The sequence below is a fragment of the Flavobacterium gillisiae genome (assembly GCF_900107635.1).
Taxonomy (GTDB): Bacteria; Bacteroidota; Bacteroidia; order Flavobacteriales; family Flavobacteriaceae; genus Flavobacterium; species Flavobacterium gillisiae.
Map to the genome: position 1 here is coordinate 108,408 of NZ_FNRD01000006.1, position 21,702 is coordinate 130,109.

A 21,702-nucleotide genomic window follows, 5' to 3' on the forward strand; every position below is an offset into this window, starting at 1 on the left:
ATAATGAGCACAACTAAAACGATTCAATCAGCATTAATTTCAGTATTTTCAAAAGAAGGTTTAGAACCTATAGTTAGAAAATTACATTCTCAGAATGTAATTTTATATTCTACAGGTGGAACTGAAGATTTTATAAAAAACTTAGGTATTCCAGTAGTACCAGTTGAAGATGTAACTTCTTACCCTTCGATCCTAGGTGGAAGAGTAAAGACATTACACCCAAAAGTTTTTGGTGGTATCTTAAACCGTCAAGATAATGAAAGTGATGTTCAACAAATGGAGGAGTTTAATATTCCCCAAATCGATTTAGTAATTGTTGATTTGTACCCTTTTGAAAAAACAGTCGCTTCTGGAGCAAGTGAAAGTGACATTATTGAAAAAATAGATATTGGCGGAATTTCCTTAATTCGTGCTGCTGCAAAAAACTTCAAGGATACCGTTATAATTGCATCAGTTGAAGAATACAGAACACTTTTGGACTTAATAACAGATCAAAATGGTGCGACAACTATTGCCGACAGAAAACTATTGGCAACAAAAGCTTTTCATGTTTCTTCTCATTATGATACTGCTATCTTCAACTATTTCAATACTGATGAAACTATTTTCAAAGCAAGTATCGCAGATGGTCAGATATTAAGATATGGAGAAAACCCTCATCAAAAAGGATTCTTCTTTGGTGATTTTGACGCTATGTTTAACAAACTACACGGAAAAGAATTATCATACAACAATTTATTAGATGTAGATGCCGCAGTTAATTTGATTGCAGAGTTCAAAACTGACAAACCTACTTTTGCCGTACTAAAACACAATAATGCTTGTGGCCTAGCTACAAGAGATACAATAAGCGATGCTTACAACGCCGCTTTAGCTTGTGACCCAACATCAGCATTTGGTGGTGTATTGATTGCAAACACTAAAATAGATGTTGCTACAGCAACTGAAATAAACAAATTGTTTTGTGAAGTAGTTATTGCTCCTGAATATGATGCTGACGCTATTGCTATTCTACAAGAAAAGAAAAACAGAATTATTTTAGTTCAAAACGAAATAGACTTACCTCAAAAACAAGTTAGATCTTGTTTGAATGGACTTTTAATTCAAGAAAGAAATAACATTACCGACAATAAAGAAGATCTTAAAACCGTTACTATAACGACTCCGACAGAAAAGGAAATTCAAGATTTAATATTTGCCTCTAAAATTTGTAAAAACACAAAGTCTAACACAATCGTTTTTGCAAAAAACGGAACCCTTATTTCATCCGGAACAGGGCAAACTTCAAGAGTTGATGCCTTGCTTCAAGCAATTGAAAAAGCAAAAGCTTTTGGATTTTCATTAGAAGGAGCTTCAATGGCTAGCGATGCTTTCTTTCCATTTCCTGACTGTGTTGAGATTGCAAAAAATGCAGGAATCACAGCAGTCATTCAACCAGGAGGATCAATAAAAGACCAATTGAGCATTGACTATTGCAATGAAAATAAACTTGCAATGGTATTTACAGGAACACGTCATTTTAAGCATTAATTTGTTTAACTTTGTACGCTCCTAATTTTTAACTTTTTAAACCCCTGAAAAACTTATGGGATTTTTTGATTTCATGACCGAGGATATCGCGATAGACCTTGGTACCGCTAACACTTTAATCATACATAATGATAAGGTCGTAATTGACAGCCCATCAATAGTTGCTAGAGATAGAATCTCTGGTAAAATCATTGCCGTTGGTAAAGAAGCCAACTTGATGCAGGGTAAAACACATGAAAACATTAAAACAATAAGGCCTTTGAAAGACGGTGTAATTGCTGATTTTGATGCTTCAGAAAAAATGATAAGTATGTTTATAAAAAGCATACCTGCATTGAAAAAAAGAATGTTCACTCCAGCTTTACGAATGGTGGTATGTATTCCTTCTGGAATTACAGAAGTTGAAATGAGAGCGGTAAAAGAATCTTGTGAAAGAGTAAATGGTAAAGAAGTTTACTTAATTCATGAACCTATGGCTGCAGCAATTGGTATTGGTATCGATATTATGCAACCAAAAGGAAACATGATTGTAGATATAGGTGGAGGTACAACTGAAATTGCTGTAATTGCACTTGGTGGTATTGTTTGCGATAAATCAGTAAAAATTGCTGGTGACGTTTTTACAAATGACATAGTATATTACATGCGTACTCAACACAACTTATTTGTTGGAGAGAGTACAGCTGAAAAAATAAAAATCCAAATTGGAGCCGCAATCGAAGACTTAGAAACTCCTCCAGAAGACATGTCTGTTCAAGGAAGAGATTTACTTACCGGTAAACCAAAACAAGTAGAGGTTTCTTATAGAGAAATCGCTAAAGCGTTAGACAAATCAATTCAAAGAATTGAGGATGCAGTTATGGAAACGTTGTCTCAAACTCCTCCGGAATTAGCAGCGGACATCTACAATACAGGTATTTACCTTGCCGGTGGTGGTTCTATGTTACGTGGATTAGACAAACGAATTTCTCAAAAAACAGATTTACCTGTTTACATTGCAGAAGATCCATTAAGAGCAGTAGTTCGAGGAACAGGAATGGCGCTTAAAAACCTTTCGAAATTTAAAAGTATCTTAATAAAATAAGATGTTGACGAATTCCGTTTAGAAGCAAATCCTGAAACAAAATAATCATACAAGAGAATGCAGCAAATATTTAATTTTATATTCAAAAACAGTACTAGAATACTGTTTTTGCTGTTATTATGCATTTCGTTTTTGCTTACGATACAAGCTCACTCCTACCATAGAAGTAAAATAATAAGCTCCGCTAATTATTTAAGCGGCGGAGTCTATGAAAAGATCAATAATGTGAGCGAATATTTGAATTTAAAAACTCAAAATGACGCTTTGGCAATTGAAAATGCCAGGCTAAAAAGTGTCTTATTTGCCGCTACCGACTCTATTTCGATTACAAAATTAGAAAAAACAAAGGAAACACAGCCTTACGACATTGTGGTTTCTAAAGTGATTCATAACTCCTATAATGTTCACGAAAACTACCTAACATTAAATTCCGGTGCCTTACAAGGTGTGAAATCTGATATGGGAGTAATCAATAATTTAGGATTAGTAGGAATCATAGACAATACTTCTCCAAGATATTCCACTGTTATCAGTATTTTGAATGTTAAATCTCAAATTAATGCTAAAATTAAAAAATCAAATCATTTTGGTTCTTTAATTTGGAACGGAAAAAGTACTGGGTTCGTACAATTGATAGATGTTCCAAGATTAGCTTCTGTTAGAAAAGGAGACACCATTGTTACTGGCGGACAATCCGTTATTTTCCCCGAAAATATAAACATTGGAACAATTGAAAAAATATACATTGACAACAAAACCAATTATTATACTTTAGACATAAAACTTTTTAACGACATGACAAATTTAGGTCACGTATACATTCTAAAAAGCAAATATAGAGACGAACTTAATAATTTAGAAAAAGGAGAGAAAGATGAATAGCACTTTGTTAGTCAATATTTTTCGGTTTATTTTATTATTGGCCGTCCAGATTGTTATTTTTAACAATATGAATTTTTTAGGGTTTATAATGCCCCTACCTTACATGTTGTTTATTATTTTATATCCTGTTAATGGAAACAGAGCTGGGCTTTTACTAGCCAGTTTTCTATTAGGCCTAACCATGGATGTGTTTTCTAATTCAGGAGGTGTCCACGCTGCTTCCTGCCTGACTTTAGCTTATCTCAGGCCTTCTATATTTAAATTTTCGTTTGGAATTAGCTATGAATATCAAACCATAAAATTGAATGATGTCTTAACACCTGAGCGATTCTCTTTTATATTAATTTCAGTAATAATTCATCATTTCACCTTATTTATATTAGAAGCGTTTCAGGTCAGTTTCTTCTGGGACATCCTAATTCGAACATTATTAAGTACCGTGTTTACTATCATTAGCTGTATCATAATAATATACCTAATCAAGCCTAACAAAAGATGAGAAAACTCCTGCTGCCTTCCTTAATTATCGTCGCAGCACTATTGCTGCTGATTCGAATATTTTATTTGCAGGTTATCAATGACAGCTTCAAATTAAAATCAGATAATAACGCCATTAAAATAAAATACGACTATCCCGAAAGAGGTTATATTTTTGATCGATATGGGAAGTTGTTAGTATCTAATCAAGCGTCGTATGATATTATGGTAATACCAAGAGAGTTAAAAAAAATCGACACTTTAGAGTTTTGCCAGTTACTAAATATTACAAAAGAGGATTATATACAAAAAATAGCTAAAGCTAGAGTGTACAGCCCACGCCTTCCTTCCGTTTTTTTATCTCAATTAAACAAGAGTGAGTTTGCTGCATTTCAAGAAAAAATACGAAAATTTCCAGGTTTCTACTTTCAAAAACGTTCGCTTCGTGATTATGAAGTAGATTTTGGAGCAAATGTTTTTGGGTCTATCACTCAAGTTAACGAACGATTAATTGCTAAAAACCCGTACTATAACAGTGGGGATTTGATAGGCCGTCAAGGCGTTGAAGAAAGTTATGAAGAAATCCTACGAGGAATAAAAGGGGTTAAATATTTTCAAAAAGACAAATACAACAGAGAAATAGGCTCCTATAAAGACGGAAAATATGATACTATTGCGGTACAAGGAGAAGATATAAACCTTACACTTGATGCTGAACTACAAAAGTATGGAGAGCAATTAATGATTAATAAAAGAGGGGGGATTGTAGCGATCGAACCTAAAACGGGCGAGATTTTAGCCCTTGTCACCGCCCCATCTTATGATCCATCTATTTTGGTTGGTAGACAACGCTCTAAAAATTACACCTTATTATATTACGACTCGATTGCAAAACCACTTTATGACAGAAGTCTTTTAGCAGAGTACCCTCCCGGTTCTCCTTTTAAGATATTAACTGGTTTAATTGGTTTACAAGAAGGTGTTGTGGACGAACAAACCACTTTTATGTGCCATCATGGATTTAGTTATGCAAGAGGACGATTTATGAAATGTCACGGTTTTGGACCGCACAAATTGAATAATGGGATATACGCTTCCTGTAACACCTATTTTGCTAATGTCTACATGAGGACTATTAATAAATATGCAAAACCATCTTATGCCGTTGATGTTTGGAGTAATCACGTAAAAAGCTTTGGACTGGGTGATTTTATGGGTTATGATCTACCCACAGGAAAAAGAGGGAATGTTCCGGATTCAAAAACCTATAAAAAAATCTATCCTAACGGAGGCTGGAGAAGCACGACCATTATATCAAATTCAATTGGACAAGGAGAAGTCTTAATGACACCAATACAACTAGCCAATATGATGGCTACGGTCGCTAATGAAGGTTACTATTATACTCCTCACATCATCAAGAAAATTAAAGGGACTGCTATTGACCCTAAATTTAAAGTTAAACATCAGACGACCATTGATAAAAAGTATTTTAAACCGATGATTCAAGGTTTATTTGACGTGTACAACATGGGTACCGCCAGTTCATTGCGAGTAGAAGGAATTGACATTGCTGGTAAAACAGGTACAGCAGAAAATTTTGCTAAAATTGGAGGAAAAAGAGTTCAGCTTAAGGATCACTCTATTTTTGTAGCTTTTGCGCCAAAGGATAATCCAAAAATCGCAATAGCCATTTTAGTAGAAAATGGTGGATTTGGAGCAACAATTGCGGGTCCTATTGCCAGTCTAATGATCGAAAGATACCTTAGAAAAAAAATTACAAGAATAGATTTAGAAACGAGAGTTCTAAATATTAGCTTACGAGATCAATATGCAAAATTAGGAGGAATGACGGAAGCTAGCGCTATTGAAACTACGCCTAAAGATTCTATAGGGAAAAAAAATGTTGTGAATACATTTACACCTATCGACTCTACTAAACAAAATTAAAAAGAGATTCATTTCAAATGAAAAATCAGAGTATAAAGAAAAATCTTGACTGGACATGTATACTAATTTATAGTGCACTTGTGATTATGGGTTGGTTAAATATCTACTCATCATCCTTGTCATCTATAGAAGACACCTACCAGAAACAGCTTATATTTATTATATTAACTATTCCTCTAATTTTCATACTGCTTGCTATTGACGGTAAGTTTTATGAGAAATATGCGAGTATCATCTTTGCCGTCTCTTTATTATCATTAGCAGGTCTATTTTTATTTGGAAAAACCATCGCTGGTCAGCGTTGTTGGTATGCAATAGGTAGCTTCACATTACAACCCTCTGAATTTGCAAAAGCAGCAACCTCATTGGCTTTAGCAAAATTTTTAAGTGATTCTCAAATTAACTTAAAGGAAGTCAATCGTCAAATTCAAGCTCTTGCGATTGTATTTTTACCCGTTCTACTTATCCTACCGCAACCAGACCCCGGTAGCGCGCTTATTTATAGCATCTTTATCATTGTACTGTATCGTGAAGGATTGCCTTCCTGGTATGTATGGACTGGTTTCATAACTATTCTTTTATTTGTATTGACCCTAGTCTTACAACCACAATATGTGATATTATTGGCGCTAGTGGTCATCTTGATCGTCTATTTTAAATCAAGATTAGGAGACCGAAATATCGTTTTAAGTAGTATTCTTTTTGTACTAATTTCAGGCTTTGTACTATCTGTTAATTATGTTTTTCAAAATGTATTTAAACAACACCATAGGGATCGTTTTAATATCTTATTGGGTAAAACAGTAGATTTAAAAGGAATTGGATACAATACTAATCAATCAGAGATTGCTATTGGTTCCGGAGGATGGCTAGGAAGAGGTTTCCTTGAAGGAACACAGACTAAAGGAGGTTTTGTACCAGAGCAACACACTGACTACATCTTCACTACTGTTGGTGAAGAATGGGGTTTTGCAGGATCCTTTGTGGTAATTGCTCTTTTTGTCGGCTTATTTCTTAGAGTTATTTATTTGGCCGAAAGGCAAAAAACCAAATTCAGTCGCGTTTATGGGTATTGCGTCGCGGGTATTTTATTCACGCACTTTTTTGTAAATATTGCAATGGTAGTAGGAGTTTTCCCTACAATTGGGGTGCCATTACCTTTCTTTTCTTATGGAGGATCTGGACTTTGGGGATTTACTATTTTACTGTTTATATTTCTTAAAATGGATGCTAATAAAGTAAATGAATGGTAGCCTAAAAAAGGCCCGAAACGTGTAGTGTCTAATTAAAAATCCAAGCACTATAATCGGTGTTTTTCTCTAAGCTATTTTCTAATTTATCATCTAGTTTCGGGAAGAAATCAATTCCGGTTAGTTCTTCAATTCTGTCTACGGAAACGACAAAGCTATAAAGAGGTTTCTCGCTTGGTTCATTCGGAACTAAGAAAGCGATCATTTTATAATTATCATTAGTCCTATTTAATACTATTTTGTAAAAAGAATCAGGAACAATCACTTTTTCTCTACCAATGGTTTTCGTAGAGTTCTTAAATACGCCACCGGTCACTACATAAACTCCATCATATCGAACCGCCCAATAACGAATTTTTTGCTCCAGTCTGTTCCAAAAACCAGCATTAAAATCATGATTTTGAGGAGAAATATTAGATGTATAAAAAGTATCATTGTAAGCACTCTTATCAAACTGCATATCTCCGGCAGGACAAAGATGTCCTTTGTCGTATCCTGAATCTTTGTAATTCCTCCAGTCAGCAGAAGTAGTTTTCACTTTAGGATCTTCAATAAAGTAAGGTCTTTTAAAATCACTCTTGGTAACGTACTCTTTCTTTAATTCATACGCCAGCCATTCTGCTTGTTCCGCCTTCTCATTATACGACAACGTATAATACTTATGTTTAACGATTTCATTTCTAGAGGCTGCTGGTAAATAGTCGAATACAATATTCGATACTGCTACAGTTTCTTTCATTATCAAAGTATCACCGACCTCATTCTTAATCCGTAAGTCAGCAGGTCCAAAGTCTCTTTTACAAGAAGATAACAATGTCAAACTTACCATAGAGAATATTACAAGCTGTGAATACTTCATCGACAATTTCTTTTATTTAATTATTATTCCTTAACATCTAAGGCATCTCGCAAAGCATTCCCCATCATCATAAATGCTAACGTTAACAACATAATTGCTATACCTGGAACCATTGCTAAATAGGGTTTCCCCAAAATGATATAGCTGTAATGATCTTTTATGATACTCCCCCAACTAGGAATTGGAGGTTGAGCACCCAAGCCCAAAAAACTCAGTCCGCTTTCCACTAAAATCGCTGAAGCGAAATTAGCCGCCGAAATCACAATTACCGGCGCCATAATATTGGGTAATATATGATTGAAAATAATTCGGAAATCACCAAAACCTAAAGCTCTAGCCGCAGTAACATATTGCATCTCCTTAACACTTATGACCTGTCCACGCACAACACGTGCGACTTCAACCCACATCGTTAGTCCTACAGCAACAAAAACCTGCCAAAAACCTTTTCCTAAGGCCAATGTTATAGCTATCACTAAAAGAAGTGTAGGTATTGACCAAATAATATTGACCAACCACATAATAAACGCATCTACTTTACCTCCAAAATACCCTCCTATTGCTCCGAAAAAGATTCCAACAACTAGAGAAATCAAGACAGCCACAATACCAATAGAGATAGAAACTCTCGACCCAATCAACATTCTGCTAAGTAAATCTCTACCATATTTATCAGTTCCTAGGTAAAAAGTTCTACTCTTAATAAACTTCTGTTCTACAGACGCAATTGAACTTTGTCCCACAAAAGACTTTACATCAATTTCTTTAACCATTTTTAATGACGGCTCATCGTTATACTCCACATATACAATCGTATTCCCAACGACCTTGTAACTTTCAATTGCAACCTCTGTTACAGTATTTGGAAAACCTAAAAAATAATTCTCCACCGTCGTTTTTTGTTTCACATCTAAAGGAATAGACAGCATAGTCACATTAAAACCCGGCGGTTTAGAATGAATCGACAAATGCATCTGGTTTGCATTCTCTGAATTATCAGGTGCCAAAACATACGCAAAAATGGAAATAAAAAGTAAGATTACGATAAACGCAAAACTAAAAACGCCCCAAAAATTCTTTTTGAATTTATGGAGCGCAATTGCAGTTAATGATTGTGTTGTATTATTCATTTAAAGAAGGCTACACTTATGATTTAGCTAGTTTTTCTTTTTTTATTTTTGAAGGAATTGTCTTTTTCAAAACAACTTTGGCTTGCAAATCATCCAAAACATTCAATGCTTCCTCAACATAAATATCTTTAGATAAACTTTCGTGCCACCTGTCTCTTTTTTCTTTTAAAATACTATCCTTAGCCGTTTGCACTACTTCATATGGCAGCGAAGAGAACTGTAATGAATTTTTATACTGCGAAATAGGTTTGTATTTTTTAGCTTTTTCTTCAATTGCGTTTTGGGCAATTTTAAATTTGTCAATATTTAAGCTATAGGTATTTTCATTGCTACGGCTATCAATCCATTTAGCATTATCCTCGATTAATTTAAAATGCTCATTATTAGCAATTCTTTCTTTACTATTTGAAATAGCTTTACTGAAATTAGCTGTTTTATCCCACACTGTGTATGGAGCAGCATCAATTTTATCCCAAGGCATAGCGTGCTCAACATCTCTTTCACCCATTTTTAAATAAGCATAACGATCCGGCATAACTATATCACTACTCACCCCTTCTAATTGGGTTGAACCTCCGTTTATTCTATAAAACTTTTGGGTTGTTGTTTTCAATGCTCCCAAATCTCCAACCTCACTATTTCGTACAAATTGGTTTAGATCGATAACGTTTTGAACCGTTCCTTTGCCATAAGTTTGCTTACTACCAATGATTACTCCTCTTTTATAATCTTGAATCGCAGCAGCTAAAATCTCTGAAGCTGAAGCAGAAAAACTATTGACCATAATTACCAACGGACCATCCCATTCTATCTTTTTATCTCTATCGAATAAAACTTCTTTCTTTCTTCCTGCTGATTTGATTTGAACAATAGGTCCTTGCTCTATGAACAGTCCTGCGATATCCACAACTGTTGATAACGAACCTCCTCCATCATCACGAACATCTAATACTATTCCGTCTACTTGTGCCGCTTTCAGTCTCTCAACTTCTAAAGCAATGTCTTTTCCGGCATCCCTACCGTCTTTATTTTCAAAATCAATATAGAATTTAGGTAAATAAATCACCCCATATTTCAAACCATTTTTAGTAACAACACTAGACTTAGCATAAGTTTCTTCAATTTCCACTATATCTCTAATGATAGATATAATTTTAATCGTTCCATCTACTTTTTTCACCGTAAGACGAACTTCAGTTCCCTTAGGGCCCTTAATTTTTTTAACAACATCGTCAAGTCGCATTCCTACAACATCAACCGCCAATGCATTTCCTTGAGCTACTTTCATAACTAAGTCTCCTGCTTCAAGCTCTTTTCCTCTCCAAGCCGGACCTCCTGATATCAATTCAGAAATTTCGGTAAAGTCATTTTTCTTTTGGAGACGCGCCCCGATCCCTTCTAATTTCCCGCTAATGCTTACATCAAAACGTTCTTTTTCTTCCGGTGCAAAATAATTTGTATGTGGGTCAAAACCCGCCGTGATTGAATTGATATAAACTGAAAACCAATCGTCTCTATCTAAATCATTCATGAAACCAAAGTACTCATCTAACGACTTTTTAGCACTTTCACGCGTTTCTTTTTCTAACTCTACAAAAGTTTTAGTTTTACCGCTATCCGCAGAGTCATCACTTTTGATCTTCTCTATGTCTTCATTAACTAATCTATCCCCTGATTTAGCAATAGCTACCGTATCAATGCCCTTACTTTTATTTTCTTGAACTCTCAAACGCTCTGTTAAAGAAGAAAGTGTTGACAATTTGATCTGCTTTCTCCATCTTTCGTTAAGTTCAGCACTGTTTTTTGCATAAGGTGCTTTGTCATAATCCGTATCAAAACTCTCATCAATCGAATAGTCAAAAGGCACACTCATAATCCCTTTATAGATACTTTTGCTTTCTTCCATTCTTTTCATCAAACGATCGTAAGTCAGATTAAAAAAAGTCAAGTCTTTATTAATCAACTCATCATCTAACTCCGTTTCATATTTTGAAAATTCATCAATATCAGATTGCAGAAAAAATCGTTTTGAGGGATCTAAAGCCTGAACATAGTCTTTATATATACCTTTTGAAAAAGCATCATCTATAGTCGCTGGATTATAGTGCCCTTTTTCAAGAACAAAAGTCAATAATTCTAAAAGTAGTTTGTCTTTATCAGGATTAGAATCAACCCCTGATTTCATTTTAAATGCAAATAATGTCGCAGAAAGAAGCACAATTGCAAGTAATATTTTATAATTTCTTTTCATAAAGTTAAGAATAGTATTCATCCAAATTTTTGAACTAATATACGGTAAAAACTATGCCACGGCTCGCAAGGTCTCCATAAATTTTTGTTAAAGATATAAAAATGTTTTTTTGTTTTGCTTTAATCTACCAAGTTAATAAATTTTGTTTCCTTTGCTTGAACTATATAAATCTGCCTATTCAAATTAGCTTTCAAAATAGGAATTACATCATAAAAAACCACAAAAATATGGACACAGCAAAACCTTTAATCTTAATAACAAACGACGATGGTGTTTCGGCTCCAGGACTACGAGCATTAATTGCTGTTATGGCAGAAATAGGAGATGTTTTAGTTGTGGCACCTGACAAGCCTCAAAGTGGTATGGGACATGCCATAACAACAAACAGCACCTTGTATCTAAACAAAATTTCGAAAGAAACTGATAGCATTCAAGAATATAGCTGTTCTGGAACACCGGTAGATTGCGTAAAGCTAGCGGTAAACGAAATCCTAAAAAGAAAACCTGATTTATGTGTATCTGGAGTAAATCATGGTTCTAATTCTTCCATAAACGTCATTTATTCAGGAACGATGAGTGCTGCCGTCGAGGCAGGTATAGAAGGAATTCCCGCAATAGGCTTTTCGCTTTTAGACTACGATTGGAACGCCGACTTTGAGACTATGAAGCCGTTTATTCGAAAAATAACATTAGAAGTCTTAGAAAATAGCTTGCCAAAAGGAGTTGTACTAAACGTGAATTTTCCGAAATTAACACAAGAGAACATCAAAGGAATCAAAATATGTCGTCAAGCGAAAGCCCGTTGGGTAGAAAAATTTGACAAACGACAAACACCACAAGGAAGAGATTACTATTGGCTTGCCGGTGAGTTTGTAAACCAAGATAAAGGCGAAGACACAGATGAATGGGCCCTTGGAAACGGATATATTTCTGTCGTTCCTGTTCAATTTGATTTAACGGCACATTACGCCACACAAGAACTAAATACCTGGAAGTGGAATGAATAAAATAGCGTTGTTAAAAGGATTTTTACTTGGTATTATTGGATCTCTATTTGGTATTTTTATTTTCATAAGCTTTTTTACCCCTTATTCATTTATGTCAGGAATTCAAATTATGAAATCTCAAGGCTCACTTGGTAAATTAATTACGCTCGGTTCTATTCTAGACCTCGCTATTTTTGCTGTATTATTAAAATTAAATAAAGATTTTATCGCGCGAGGTGTAATCCTCGCCGTAATTGCTTTAACCGTTTTGACTTTGTTTATTTAAAAATAACAATTGATTTGCTTGATTGATGAACATTCAATACCTAATTTTGAATGCCGAAGTTTTTTAAAACTAATTCATATCCTTAAAATGAAATACTACATTCTAGCTGGAGAAGCATCAGGAGACTTGCATGGATCTAATTTGATTAAAGAAATATTCAAACAAGATAAAGAGGCACAAATAAGATGTTGGGGTGGCGATTTAATGCAACAAGCTGGAGCCGAATTAGTTTCTCATTACAAAGAACGCGCTTTTATGGGCTTTGCGGAGATTATAAAAAACCTTTCTTCCATCTTGGATTTTATAAAGACTTGCAAACAAGACATTGAAGATTACAAACCAGATGCCTTAATCTTTATAGACAACTCTGGTTTCAACCTTCGAATTGCTAAATGGGCAAAACCCGCAGGATTCAAGACCTTTTACTACATAAGTCCTCAGGTATGGGCATCTAGAGCCAGCAGAGTAGAAACGATTAAAAAAACAATTGATCATATGTATGTGGTTTTGCCTTTCGTAAAGCCTTTCTATGAAAAATACAATTATGATGTAACCTATGTAGGACATCCATTAATTGACGCTATTCATAATCACCCATCAATAGATTCCACGGTTTTTAAAACTGAAAATCAATTGAGTGAAAAACCTATTATTGCTTTGCTTCCTGGTAGTCGGAAACAAGAAATAACCAAAATGCTTGCTGGGATGTTAAGTATTGTTGATGATTTCCCAGATTATCAGTTTGTTATTGCTGGTGCACCAAGTCAAGATTATTCGTTTTACCAACAGTTCATCAAGAACGACAACATAAAATTCATCTCGAATAAAACCTATGATTTATTGAAGAATGCCACAGCAGCATTAGTCACTTCTGGAACAGCAACATTAGAAACTGCACTTTTCAAAGTACCAGAAGTCGTATGTTACAAAGGAAGCTGGGCATCCTACCAAATTGCAAAACGGATTATAACCCTAAAATACATTTCCCTTGTCAATCTGATCATGGATGAAGAAGTAGTCACCGAATTAATTCAGGAAGACTTTAATACAAAAAATATTAAAGCCGAATTACAAAAAATATTGGAGCCCCACCATCGCGCACAACTATTACAAAAATACGACATATTAGAAAAAAAACTGGGCGGCACTGGAGCAAGCGAGAAAACAGCTAAGCTGATTGTTGCATCCTTAAAATAACTCAATTCCCAATCGCTAGCGATTGAATTCTTAAAATCCAAAATCATTTGAAAAAGTCTATTTACATACTATCTCTAATTGTTTTATTTGCGTCCTGCAAATCTTCGTCGGTTGTTACTCAAACGTCCTCTGAAAATAAAGAAGAAAATTCTAATCAAATTATTGATAAAATAATAACCACAGCGGAAGAAAACATAGGCATTAAGTATAAAGCGGCAGGCACTACAAAATCAGGCTATGATTGTTCTGGCTTAGTCTACTCTACTTTTGCTATGTATGATATCGATCTTCCGAGATCATCGTATGAGCAATCAAAAATAGGAATAGAACTAGGCCAAAATCTAAAAAAGGCAAAAAAAGGAGATCTGATCTTTTTTAAAACTAATAGAAAGTCTCAAATTAATCATGTGGGAATCGTAATTACGGTTGAAGACGACAACATAAAATTCATTCATTCCTCTACCTCAAGAGGAGTTATAATTTCCTCTACCAAAGAGCCGTATTATCAGAATACATTTGTTCAATTGAATCGCATTTTAAAATAAAAGGCAATATCTATTTCTTTTTTTTCTAGCGAAAACAACCTTTTTCAAAGAATAAAATAAATCGGTTTTTTATTGTTAAAATACTGTACTTTAGAACTATGAAAGTACTACAGTTCCCTTTAGCGAAAATCACAATAGCTTTTGTATCGGGGATACTTATCGCTTTTTACATAAAACCGGCTCCAGTATTCCTTTTCGGATTATTAGCTGTCTCATTGCTGTTCTTTTGTACAAGCTACTATTTGCAAAAAAACATTCTTAAAAATACAAGCTGTTTTGGATTAAGCACGTATTTGCTCTCTTTTGTGATAGGAGCTGCCACTCTTATTGTTCATACTGATTCTTATCAAAAAACGAACTATACTCAAGATCGCAGTGTTTTTGAAAAACCACAGCTTTTGTCTCTGGTAATTAGAGAAAAACTAAAAGGAAGTAATACTAATGACCGTTATATTGCTATCGTTAATCAAATTGGAACAAAAAATTACTCAGGAAAAATACTCTTAAACATTCGGAAAGATAGCGTCTATCACACATTAGAAACCGGAACTTTATTACGCATTAAAGGAGTACTCTATAAAAACAAACTGCCAAATAATCCAAACCAATTCGACTACGGCGAATACCTTTCGAAAAAACAAATCTATGCTCAACTATACACCGACACAGATCAGATAGATATTAGTGCCGACTTAATAAAAGACATTTGGTATTATGCGTCCAAGTTAAGAACAACAATTATTCATAATCTTGAGAAAAACAACTTCCATAAAAAAGAACTTAGTGTAGCCATCGCTTTAGTTTTGGGTCAAAAACAAGACATTTCTCCCGATATCATCCAAGACTACCAATATGCTGGCGCAATTCACATTTTATCAGTTTCAGGATTACATGTTGGGTTTCTATTGCTATTTCTAACTTTTATCCTGAGTCCAATCCCTAACACTAAAAGAGGGGCTGTACTCAAGTTAATTATAATTCTGCTATGTCTAGCTGCTTTTGCATTAATCGCAGGACTCGCTCCATCTGTTGTTCGTTCAGTAACTATGTTTTCTTTTGTAGCCATCGGATATCAATTGCGACGAAGCGTCAACATTTATCATACTTTATTGGTTTCTATATTACTTATTTTATTATTCCAACCGTCCTTTTTGTTTGATGTTGGTTTTCAGCTGAGTTACATCGCTTTGTTTTTCATTATTTGGCTACAGCCTTTACTAGCTTCTATTTGGAATCCAAAAAACAAATCCTTACAATACATTTGGGGAATTCTCACTGTTTCCTTCGCTGCACAAATTGGAACTATGCCTTTGAGTATTTATTACTTTCACCAGTTTCCAGGTTTGTTTTTCATCACTAACTTAGTCGTTATCCCATTACTGAGTTTAATAATGATTCTTGGAGTTCTAGTTATGGTACTAGCTGCTTTTGACTTGGTTCCAATTTTTATGTCAAAACCACTAGAATGGAGCATATACTATCTCAACAAAATAGTAAATTCGATAGCTTCTTTCGAACAATTTATAATTCGAGATATACCACTAAACTCTTATTTATTACTTAGTTCTTATTTACTGATAATTACAGCTATCGTTTGGTTCAAGAAACCTACATTTCATAAACTAGCTTTGGTATTAATGTCCGTTATAACCATTCAGCTTACGTATATGCAAACACAGTGGAACATTCAAAACCAACAAGAATGGGTTATTTTTAACCTCAAAAGAAACACTATGATAACGGAGCGTCATGGAACCAAAGTAATTCTCTTTGCGAATGATAGTATTAGGAAGAACTCAAAAAACAACAGCGTTCTTAAATCGTATTTAACCGCTAATTTTAGTGCCTTGACCAGCAAAGAAAACATTCATAATACTGCCTTTTATAATGAAAACAGAATTCTGATTTTAGATAGCTTGGGCACTTACCCAAAGGATATACATCCTACAGTGATACTACTCACGCAATCCCCTAAAATAAATTTAGACCGCATGCTAAAGGAATTGCAACCAAAAATAGTTGTCGCCGATGCATCTAATTATAAGACCATCCAAAAATATTGGAAAGAGAGTTGTGAAAAACAAAAAATCCCCTTTCACGCTATTGGTGAAAAGGGATTTTTCAAACTAAATTGAGTATTATTTCTTTTTAAGAATTTGATTTGCAACAGCTAACCAAGCTACAGGACCACCGGCAACATAACCAGTATTTCCTAAACCTTCAAAATTCACTTTGCCATCGGCATCAGTACCGTTTGCAAAATAAATCGTTGGAAACCCTTGTATTCCAAAAGCTTGTTGTAATTCATCATTCTGCTTTTTTACTTCAGGAGCCTGAGGAGTTCTTCTTGGATAATCCAACTCGACAAGAATCACATTATCCGATGCCCATTTTGCAAATTCTGGCGTCAACAACACTTCTTTCTGTAATCTTATACACCATCCGCACCAATCGCTGCCTGTAAAAAACATCATCAAAGGCTTGTGTTCTTTATTCCCAATGGAAATAGCTTCTTTAACATTAGTATGCCATTTCAATTCTTGTGATTGGACCGCCTGCATCCCAAAAAACAAAACGAATAGTAAAATTAATTTTTTCATGTTTATTTCTTTTAATCTCTACATAACAAATATAATACCTAAAAACTATTTTACACCATGCATTAACTTTTTCATAAGAGGAGAAAGCATTATCATTATTAAACCAGCTCCAATAGGTACTACTGTGAAAATCAAGAAAAAAGTTGTCAAACTATACTGTGCAGTAATTGTTTCGATCATTCCTCCCATTGATCCAGCTAGTTTATTACCCATTCCAATAAATAAATAATACACTCCAAACATAATTCCTATCCAAGCTGCAGGAACTAATTTACTCACATAAGACAAACCTACTGGAGAAATACATAATTCCCCAAGGGTATGAAATAAATAAGCAGCTATCAACCAAAACATACTAACTCTAACAACAGAGTCTGCAGTAATACCCATACTTCCGTAAGCTAAAAATCCGAAACCTAAGCCCAACAAAGTAAGCCCTAATCCAAATTTCATTGGTCCCGAAAGATTGTATTTACTTTCCCACCATTTTGAAAAAGCTGGAGCAAAACCTACAATAAATAAAGAATTCAAAATTCCGAACCATGTTGCAGGAACCTCTGTAGTTGCAGAAGCATATTCTCTACCTACTTTCCATATTACAATACCCCATATTATTACAAAACTAACAGACAGTATAATATTCCCTGTCGCATACTTTTTAAAGGTTTGTCTAAACAACTTAATTAAAACATAGGTAATAATAATTAGAGGGACTATTGTCAATAAGGCATCGGCAATTTTAAACAAAGACGCACTATTTCCAAACAACTCTCTTTGTGTAAATTTCTCTGCAAAAATAGTCATTGAACCTCCTGCTTGTTCAAACGAAGCCCAAAAGAAAACTGTAAATACTGAAAAAATCAATACCGCTATAATTCTATCACGAACTACATTAGCTGGAGTATTTTCAGCAGCTGCTTTATCTTTAGACTCTTGTTTAGATGCAGCTGTTGGTTTTAAACCGATATCTCCAAATATGTCCTGAGTAAAATAAAACTGTAGCATTCCACACAACATAAAAACACCTGCTAATCCAAAGCCCCAACTCCAAGAAATTTTTTCTCCTATATAACCACAAAGCATAATCCCTAAAAAAGCACCTGCATTTACTCCCATATAATACATTGAATAAGCGCCGTCTTTTTTCTCCGGGTGGTTATGATATGCATTAGAAATAATGGAGGTCATATTAGGTTTAAATAATCCATTACCAATAATAAGAAATCCAATCCCAATATATAAAAACAAAGGAGTTTCGACTGCCATCGACGCATGTCCCAAAGTCATCGCTAATGCACCTAAAACTACGGCCCAACGATACCCTAAATAACGATCTGCTAAAAACCCTCCAATTACAGGAGTGAAATATACAGACATAGTATACGTTCCATATAATGCCATTGCATCTTCAATACTCCATGCCCATCCACCTTTTGCAAGGGAAGATGTTAAAAATAACACAAGCAAGGCACGCATTCCGTAGTAAGAAAAACGCTCCCACATTTCGGTAAAAAACAATACGAACAATCCTGCTGGATGTCCAAGAACAGGATTTTTAAAAAATTCGTCGGTCGTATTTTGACTCATATGATCTAATTATTAAATTGAATTTATTTTTAGCTATTATTTTTCATTATCCTCAGCACCGTGAGTTAAACGATTAAGTGGTTTTAGTAACATTAAGAACAAAGCTCCTATTACAATCGTAAAAATCAAAATTCCTAAGAATACTGAATACTCTCCTAATTCACTAGCTGATTCTCCAATAATTCCAGCTACTTTATTTCCTAAACCTGTCGCAGCAAAATAAACTCCCATCATTAACGATGCATATTTAACTGGCGATAATTTAGTAATAAAAGACAAGGCTACTGGCGAAATACATAACTCCCCAATGGTATGGAACAAATAGGCCATTACTAACCATAACATGCTTGATGAACCTACTTTTTCGAATTCCATTGTAGCGAAAACCATGAATAAAAACCCGAATCCCATGATTACAATACCAATTGCCATTTTGAAAATTGAAGAAGCTTCTTTTCCTTTTAATTTTCTTTTAGCCCAATAAGAAGCAACAATAGCAGCAAAAATAATGATAAATCCTGCATTTAAACTTTGAAACATCACCGTAGGAACTTCCATTCCCAAAAGCATTCTGTCTGTTTTAGAATCAGCATATAAGTTCATTAATCCACCAGCTTGCTCATAAGCACCCCAGAAAATAATTACCATGATAAAAGATAGTAATAAAACTAAGAAACGGTCTTTATCTTGTTGTGAATCTAATTCTTTGTAAATCATCATCATTAAAGCAGCAATCACTGTCAAAAAGATAAATAACAATCCAAATCCCCATCCTAAACTATACCATCCAAAAAGAGAAACTACAGCTAAAATAATGGTGAATGTCAATTGTTTTTTAGAAGTCAATAAATTCTGAAAAAGTGCTCCATAAGAACTTTCATCAACAGTATTTTTTTCTTGAATTTCTAAATTCCCTACATGTGTCAAGTATTTTTGACCCCATAAATAAACAACAAGTCCTAATACCATAGCAATTCCGGCTAATCCGAAACCAGCATGCCATCCGTATTGTGCTACTACAAAACCAATAACCATAGTGGCTAAGAGAGATCCTGTATTGATTCCGATATAGAAAATACTAAATCCTTTATCTCTACGTATATCACCTTGCGCATATAACCCTCCTACCATTGTAGAAATATTAGGTTTTAATAAACCAACCCCTAGAATAACTAATCCTAAACCGGTATAAAATGCCCAAGTATCTGTAAAAACCAAAACACCATGACCAATACAAAGTATTACTGCTCCTAAGAGAACGGCCTTCTTTTGCCCTAATAATTTATCAGCTATCATTCCACCTGGAATTGACATAACATAAACTAGCATCGTGTACCAGCCATATAAAGCCAGCGCTTCTTGCCTTGTCCATCCTAAACCTGGTCCTCTTGCGTCACCTACAGTTTCAACTGTCATATACAGCACCAATAAAGCTCTCATTCCATAATAAGAAAAACGCTCCCACATTTCTGTAAAAAACAAGATAAATAATCCGATCGGGTGACCGAACAATGTTGATTTTAAATGAGCATCTGCAGTTGTGTTTGACATAATTTATTTTTTGGTTTGTAATTTATTTAACTTCTTGCATTAATTTTTTCACCAGAGGAGAAATTGCAATTAAAACTATTCCAGCAATTAATGCATAAATTGCTAAATCTTTATATCCATCGGCATACACCGTTAACTTTTCTAAATTTGATGCGTTTTCAGAAGCTTCGGCGATATTAGCTCCTAGTAAACCTGCAAAATATTGACCATATGCACTTGCTAGAAACCACATTCCCATCATTACAGCCTGGGTTTTGTGCGGTGATAATTTAGTCATTACTGACATTCCTATTGGCGATAAGCACAACTCACCAAAAGTAATTATAAACCACCCAAAAGTAAACAAATCTAAAGAAGTTTTTCCTGTAGCATCAGCAAAGAACTTTGTGTAATAAAACACATAAAAACCAGCTGCCAAGAATAAAAATCCTAATCCAAATTTAACTACTGTATTCGGTTCAATTTTCCTTTTGTGCATCCACATCCAAACCAAACCTACTAATGCTGCAAAAACAATCACAAAAAATGAATTTGCTGAATTATTAACTCCGTTAGCATCTAATGGAATTCCAAGCACCGTATTATCTAAATTATGTGCCGCGAATAAACTTAAAGAACCTCCACTTTGTTCGAAAAAAGCCCAAAAGAATATGGAGAAAATAATAAATACCAAAGCTGCAAATAACTTTTTATTTTCTGCAATAGAGAAATTTCTCATCTCATAAAACAAATATAGTAGTGAAGCAGGGCCAATAATAAACATGAATATATCTGTATACTCTGTGTTAGAAACCATCGTCATAACTACTGGAATAATTACTAAAGAGCCAATGTAAGTAACAATTTCAAGCGTTTTTCTTTTAGATTTTTCTAAGTCAGCCAAAGGAGAAAGACCTATATCACCTAAACTTTTTTGTGTTTGTGTAAAAGTCAACAAACTTATCACCATCACAAATGCTGCAAATCCGAAGGCAACGTTCCATCTCAAATGTTCTGGAACGATTGAGGCTAACATCGAACCATTGGCGACAGCAATACACAAATAACCACCAATTAAAGCTCCTAAATTCACCCCTGCATAAAACAATGAAAAACCAGCATCTCTTCTATGATCCTCATCTTTATATAGTTTTCCCACCATGGTAGAAATATTAGGCTTAAAAAAACCAGTTCCTATAATGGTAAAGCTAATTCCAAAAAAGAAAAACTGTTTTGGATCATAGGCAAGAATCATACTTCCAACAATCATTAGTAAACCACCCCAGAAAAGGGATTTTCTATACCCTAGAATTTTATCGGCAAAAAGCCCCCCTATAAAGGTAAAAGCATACACAAAAGCCTGTGTCGCGCCATACTGCAAGTTAGCAACTCTATCATTCATGGCCAGTTGATTCACCATAAAAATAACCAGCATTCCACGCATTCCATAGAAACTAAAACGTTCCCACATTTCACTAAAAAACAAGTACCACAATTGTTTTGGGTACTTGCCTTTAAAGTTTTGAATCTCTTCTAAAGATGGATTTGTAGTATTCAT

18 protein-coding genes are annotated in these 21,702 nt (G+C 34.5%); 11 read left to right on the forward strand and 7 right to left on the reverse strand.

Annotated features, from left to right (window positions below; all coding sequences use genetic code 11):
* Nucleotides 1–3 precede the first annotated feature (3 nt).
* From purH to rodA, 6 genes are read left to right on the forward strand one after another with little or no spacing between them, the layout of a single operon-like run.
* Nucleotides 4–1,530 carry a bifunctional phosphoribosylaminoimidazolecarboxamide formyltransferase/IMP cyclohydrolase gene (purH, locus tag BLV35_RS09845; RefSeq protein ID WP_091088872.1) on the forward strand — a complete coding sequence of 509 codons (1,527 nt, stop codon included), beginning with the start codon at nucleotides 4–6 and terminating at the stop codon, nucleotides 1,528–1,530.
* Nucleotides 1,531–1,585: 55 nt separating this feature from the next.
* On the forward strand, nucleotides 1,586–2,614 hold the full coding sequence (locus BLV35_RS09850; protein WP_091088876.1) for a rod shape-determining protein: 1,029 nt from the start codon (nucleotides 1,586–1,588) through the stop codon (nucleotides 2,612–2,614).
* Nucleotides 2,615–2,671: 57 nt separating this feature from the next.
* On the forward strand, nucleotides 2,672–3,496 hold the full coding sequence (gene mreC, locus BLV35_RS09855; RefSeq protein WP_091088879.1) for a rod shape-determining protein MreC: 825 nt from the start codon (nucleotides 2,672–2,674) through the stop codon (nucleotides 3,494–3,496).
* Nucleotides 3,489–3,995 carry a rod shape-determining protein MreD gene (locus tag BLV35_RS09860; RefSeq protein ID WP_091088883.1) on the forward strand — a complete coding sequence of 169 codons (507 nt, stop codon included), beginning with the start codon at nucleotides 3,489–3,491 and terminating at the stop codon, nucleotides 3,993–3,995. The genes mreC and BLV35_RS09860 overlap by 8 nt, the downstream gene beginning before the upstream one ends.
* The gene (mrdA, locus tag BLV35_RS09865) at nucleotides 3,992–5,923 is read left to right on the forward strand and encodes a penicillin-binding protein 2 (protein WP_091088887.1); all 1,932 of its coding nucleotides are present in this window, start codon (nucleotides 3,992–3,994) and stop codon (nucleotides 5,921–5,923) included. The genes BLV35_RS09860 and mrdA overlap by 4 nt, the downstream gene beginning before the upstream one ends.
* Nucleotides 5,924–5,940: 17 nt before the next feature.
* Complete coding sequence (rodA, locus tag BLV35_RS09870) at nucleotides 5,941–7,176, forward strand: rod shape-determining protein RodA (protein ID WP_091088889.1); 1,236 nt, start codon at nucleotides 5,941–5,943, stop codon at nucleotides 7,174–7,176.
* A gap of 28 nt (nucleotides 7,177–7,204) precedes the next feature.
* Here rodA and BLV35_RS09875 read toward each other — a convergent pair whose 3' ends face one another.
* From BLV35_RS09875 to BLV35_RS09885, 3 genes are read right to left on the reverse strand one after another with little or no spacing between them, the layout of a single operon-like run.
* Nucleotides 7,205–8,032, reverse strand: coding sequence for a DNA/RNA non-specific endonuclease (locus BLV35_RS09875; protein ID WP_091088893.1), 828 nt, complete (start codon nucleotides 8,030–8,032; stop codon nucleotides 7,205–7,207).
* A 23-nt stretch (nucleotides 8,033–8,055) separates the two neighbouring features.
* Nucleotides 8,056–9,162 carry an ABC transporter permease gene (locus tag BLV35_RS09880; RefSeq protein WP_091088897.1) on the reverse strand — a complete coding sequence of 369 codons (1,107 nt, stop codon included), beginning with the start codon at nucleotides 9,160–9,162 and terminating at the stop codon, nucleotides 8,056–8,058.
* 16 nt (nucleotides 9,163–9,178) lie between these two features.
* On the reverse strand, nucleotides 9,179–11,434 hold the full coding sequence (locus BLV35_RS09885) for a carboxy terminal-processing peptidase (RefSeq protein WP_091088901.1): 2,256 nt from the start codon (nucleotides 11,432–11,434) through the stop codon (nucleotides 9,179–9,181).
* A gap of 206 nt (nucleotides 11,435–11,640) precedes the next feature.
* On the opposite strand from BLV35_RS09885, the gene surE reads away from it, so the two are divergent.
* From surE to BLV35_RS09910, 5 genes are all read left to right on the forward strand, one after another.
* Nucleotides 11,641–12,420: a 5'/3'-nucleotidase SurE gene (surE, locus tag BLV35_RS09890; protein WP_091089288.1), complete on the forward strand. Its 780-nt coding sequence runs from the start codon at nucleotides 11,641–11,643 to the stop codon at nucleotides 12,418–12,420.
* Complete coding sequence (locus BLV35_RS09895; RefSeq protein WP_091088904.1) at nucleotides 12,413–12,685, forward strand: hypothetical protein; 273 nt, start codon at nucleotides 12,413–12,415, stop codon at nucleotides 12,683–12,685. Before surE ends, BLV35_RS09895 begins: the two co-directional genes overlap by 8 nt.
* Before the next feature lie 87 nt (nucleotides 12,686–12,772).
* Nucleotides 12,773–13,882: a lipid-A-disaccharide synthase gene (lpxB, locus tag BLV35_RS09900; RefSeq protein WP_091088907.1), complete on the forward strand. Its 1,110-nt coding sequence runs from the start codon at nucleotides 12,773–12,775 to the stop codon at nucleotides 13,880–13,882.
* 47 nt (nucleotides 13,883–13,929) lie between these two features.
* Nucleotides 13,930–14,427 (forward strand): C40 family peptidase, encoded by a 498-nt coding sequence (locus BLV35_RS09905; RefSeq protein WP_091088911.1) that lies wholly within the window; start codon nucleotides 13,930–13,932, stop codon nucleotides 14,425–14,427.
* A 98-nt stretch (nucleotides 14,428–14,525) separates the two neighbouring features.
* A complete protein-coding gene (locus BLV35_RS09910; protein ID WP_091088914.1) occupies nucleotides 14,526–16,562 on the forward strand; it encodes a ComEC/Rec2 family competence protein in 2,037 nt (678 codons plus the stop codon).
* A gap of 3 nt (nucleotides 16,563–16,565) precedes the next feature.
* Here BLV35_RS09910 and BLV35_RS09915 read toward each other — a convergent pair whose 3' ends face one another.
* Genes BLV35_RS09915 through BLV35_RS09930 form a run of 4 tightly spaced genes read right to left on the reverse strand, consistent with a single transcriptional unit; the run spans nucleotide 16,566 to nucleotide 21,702 of the window.
* Nucleotides 16,566–17,027 carry a thioredoxin family protein gene (locus tag BLV35_RS09915; protein WP_091088918.1) on the reverse strand — a complete coding sequence of 154 codons (462 nt, stop codon included), beginning with the start codon at nucleotides 17,025–17,027 and terminating at the stop codon, nucleotides 16,566–16,568.
* A gap of 45 nt (nucleotides 17,028–17,072) precedes the next feature.
* Nucleotides 17,073–18,614, reverse strand: coding sequence for a peptide MFS transporter (locus BLV35_RS09920; RefSeq protein WP_091088922.1), 1,542 nt, complete (start codon nucleotides 18,612–18,614; stop codon nucleotides 17,073–17,075).
* A gap of 36 nt (nucleotides 18,615–18,650) precedes the next feature.
* Complete coding sequence (locus BLV35_RS09925; RefSeq protein WP_091088925.1) at nucleotides 18,651–20,165, reverse strand: peptide MFS transporter; 1,515 nt, start codon at nucleotides 20,163–20,165, stop codon at nucleotides 18,651–18,653.
* A gap of 22 nt (nucleotides 20,166–20,187) precedes the next feature.
* Nucleotides 20,188–21,702: a peptide MFS transporter gene (locus tag BLV35_RS09930; RefSeq protein ID WP_091088928.1), complete on the reverse strand. Its 1,515-nt coding sequence runs from the start codon at nucleotides 21,700–21,702 to the stop codon at nucleotides 20,188–20,190.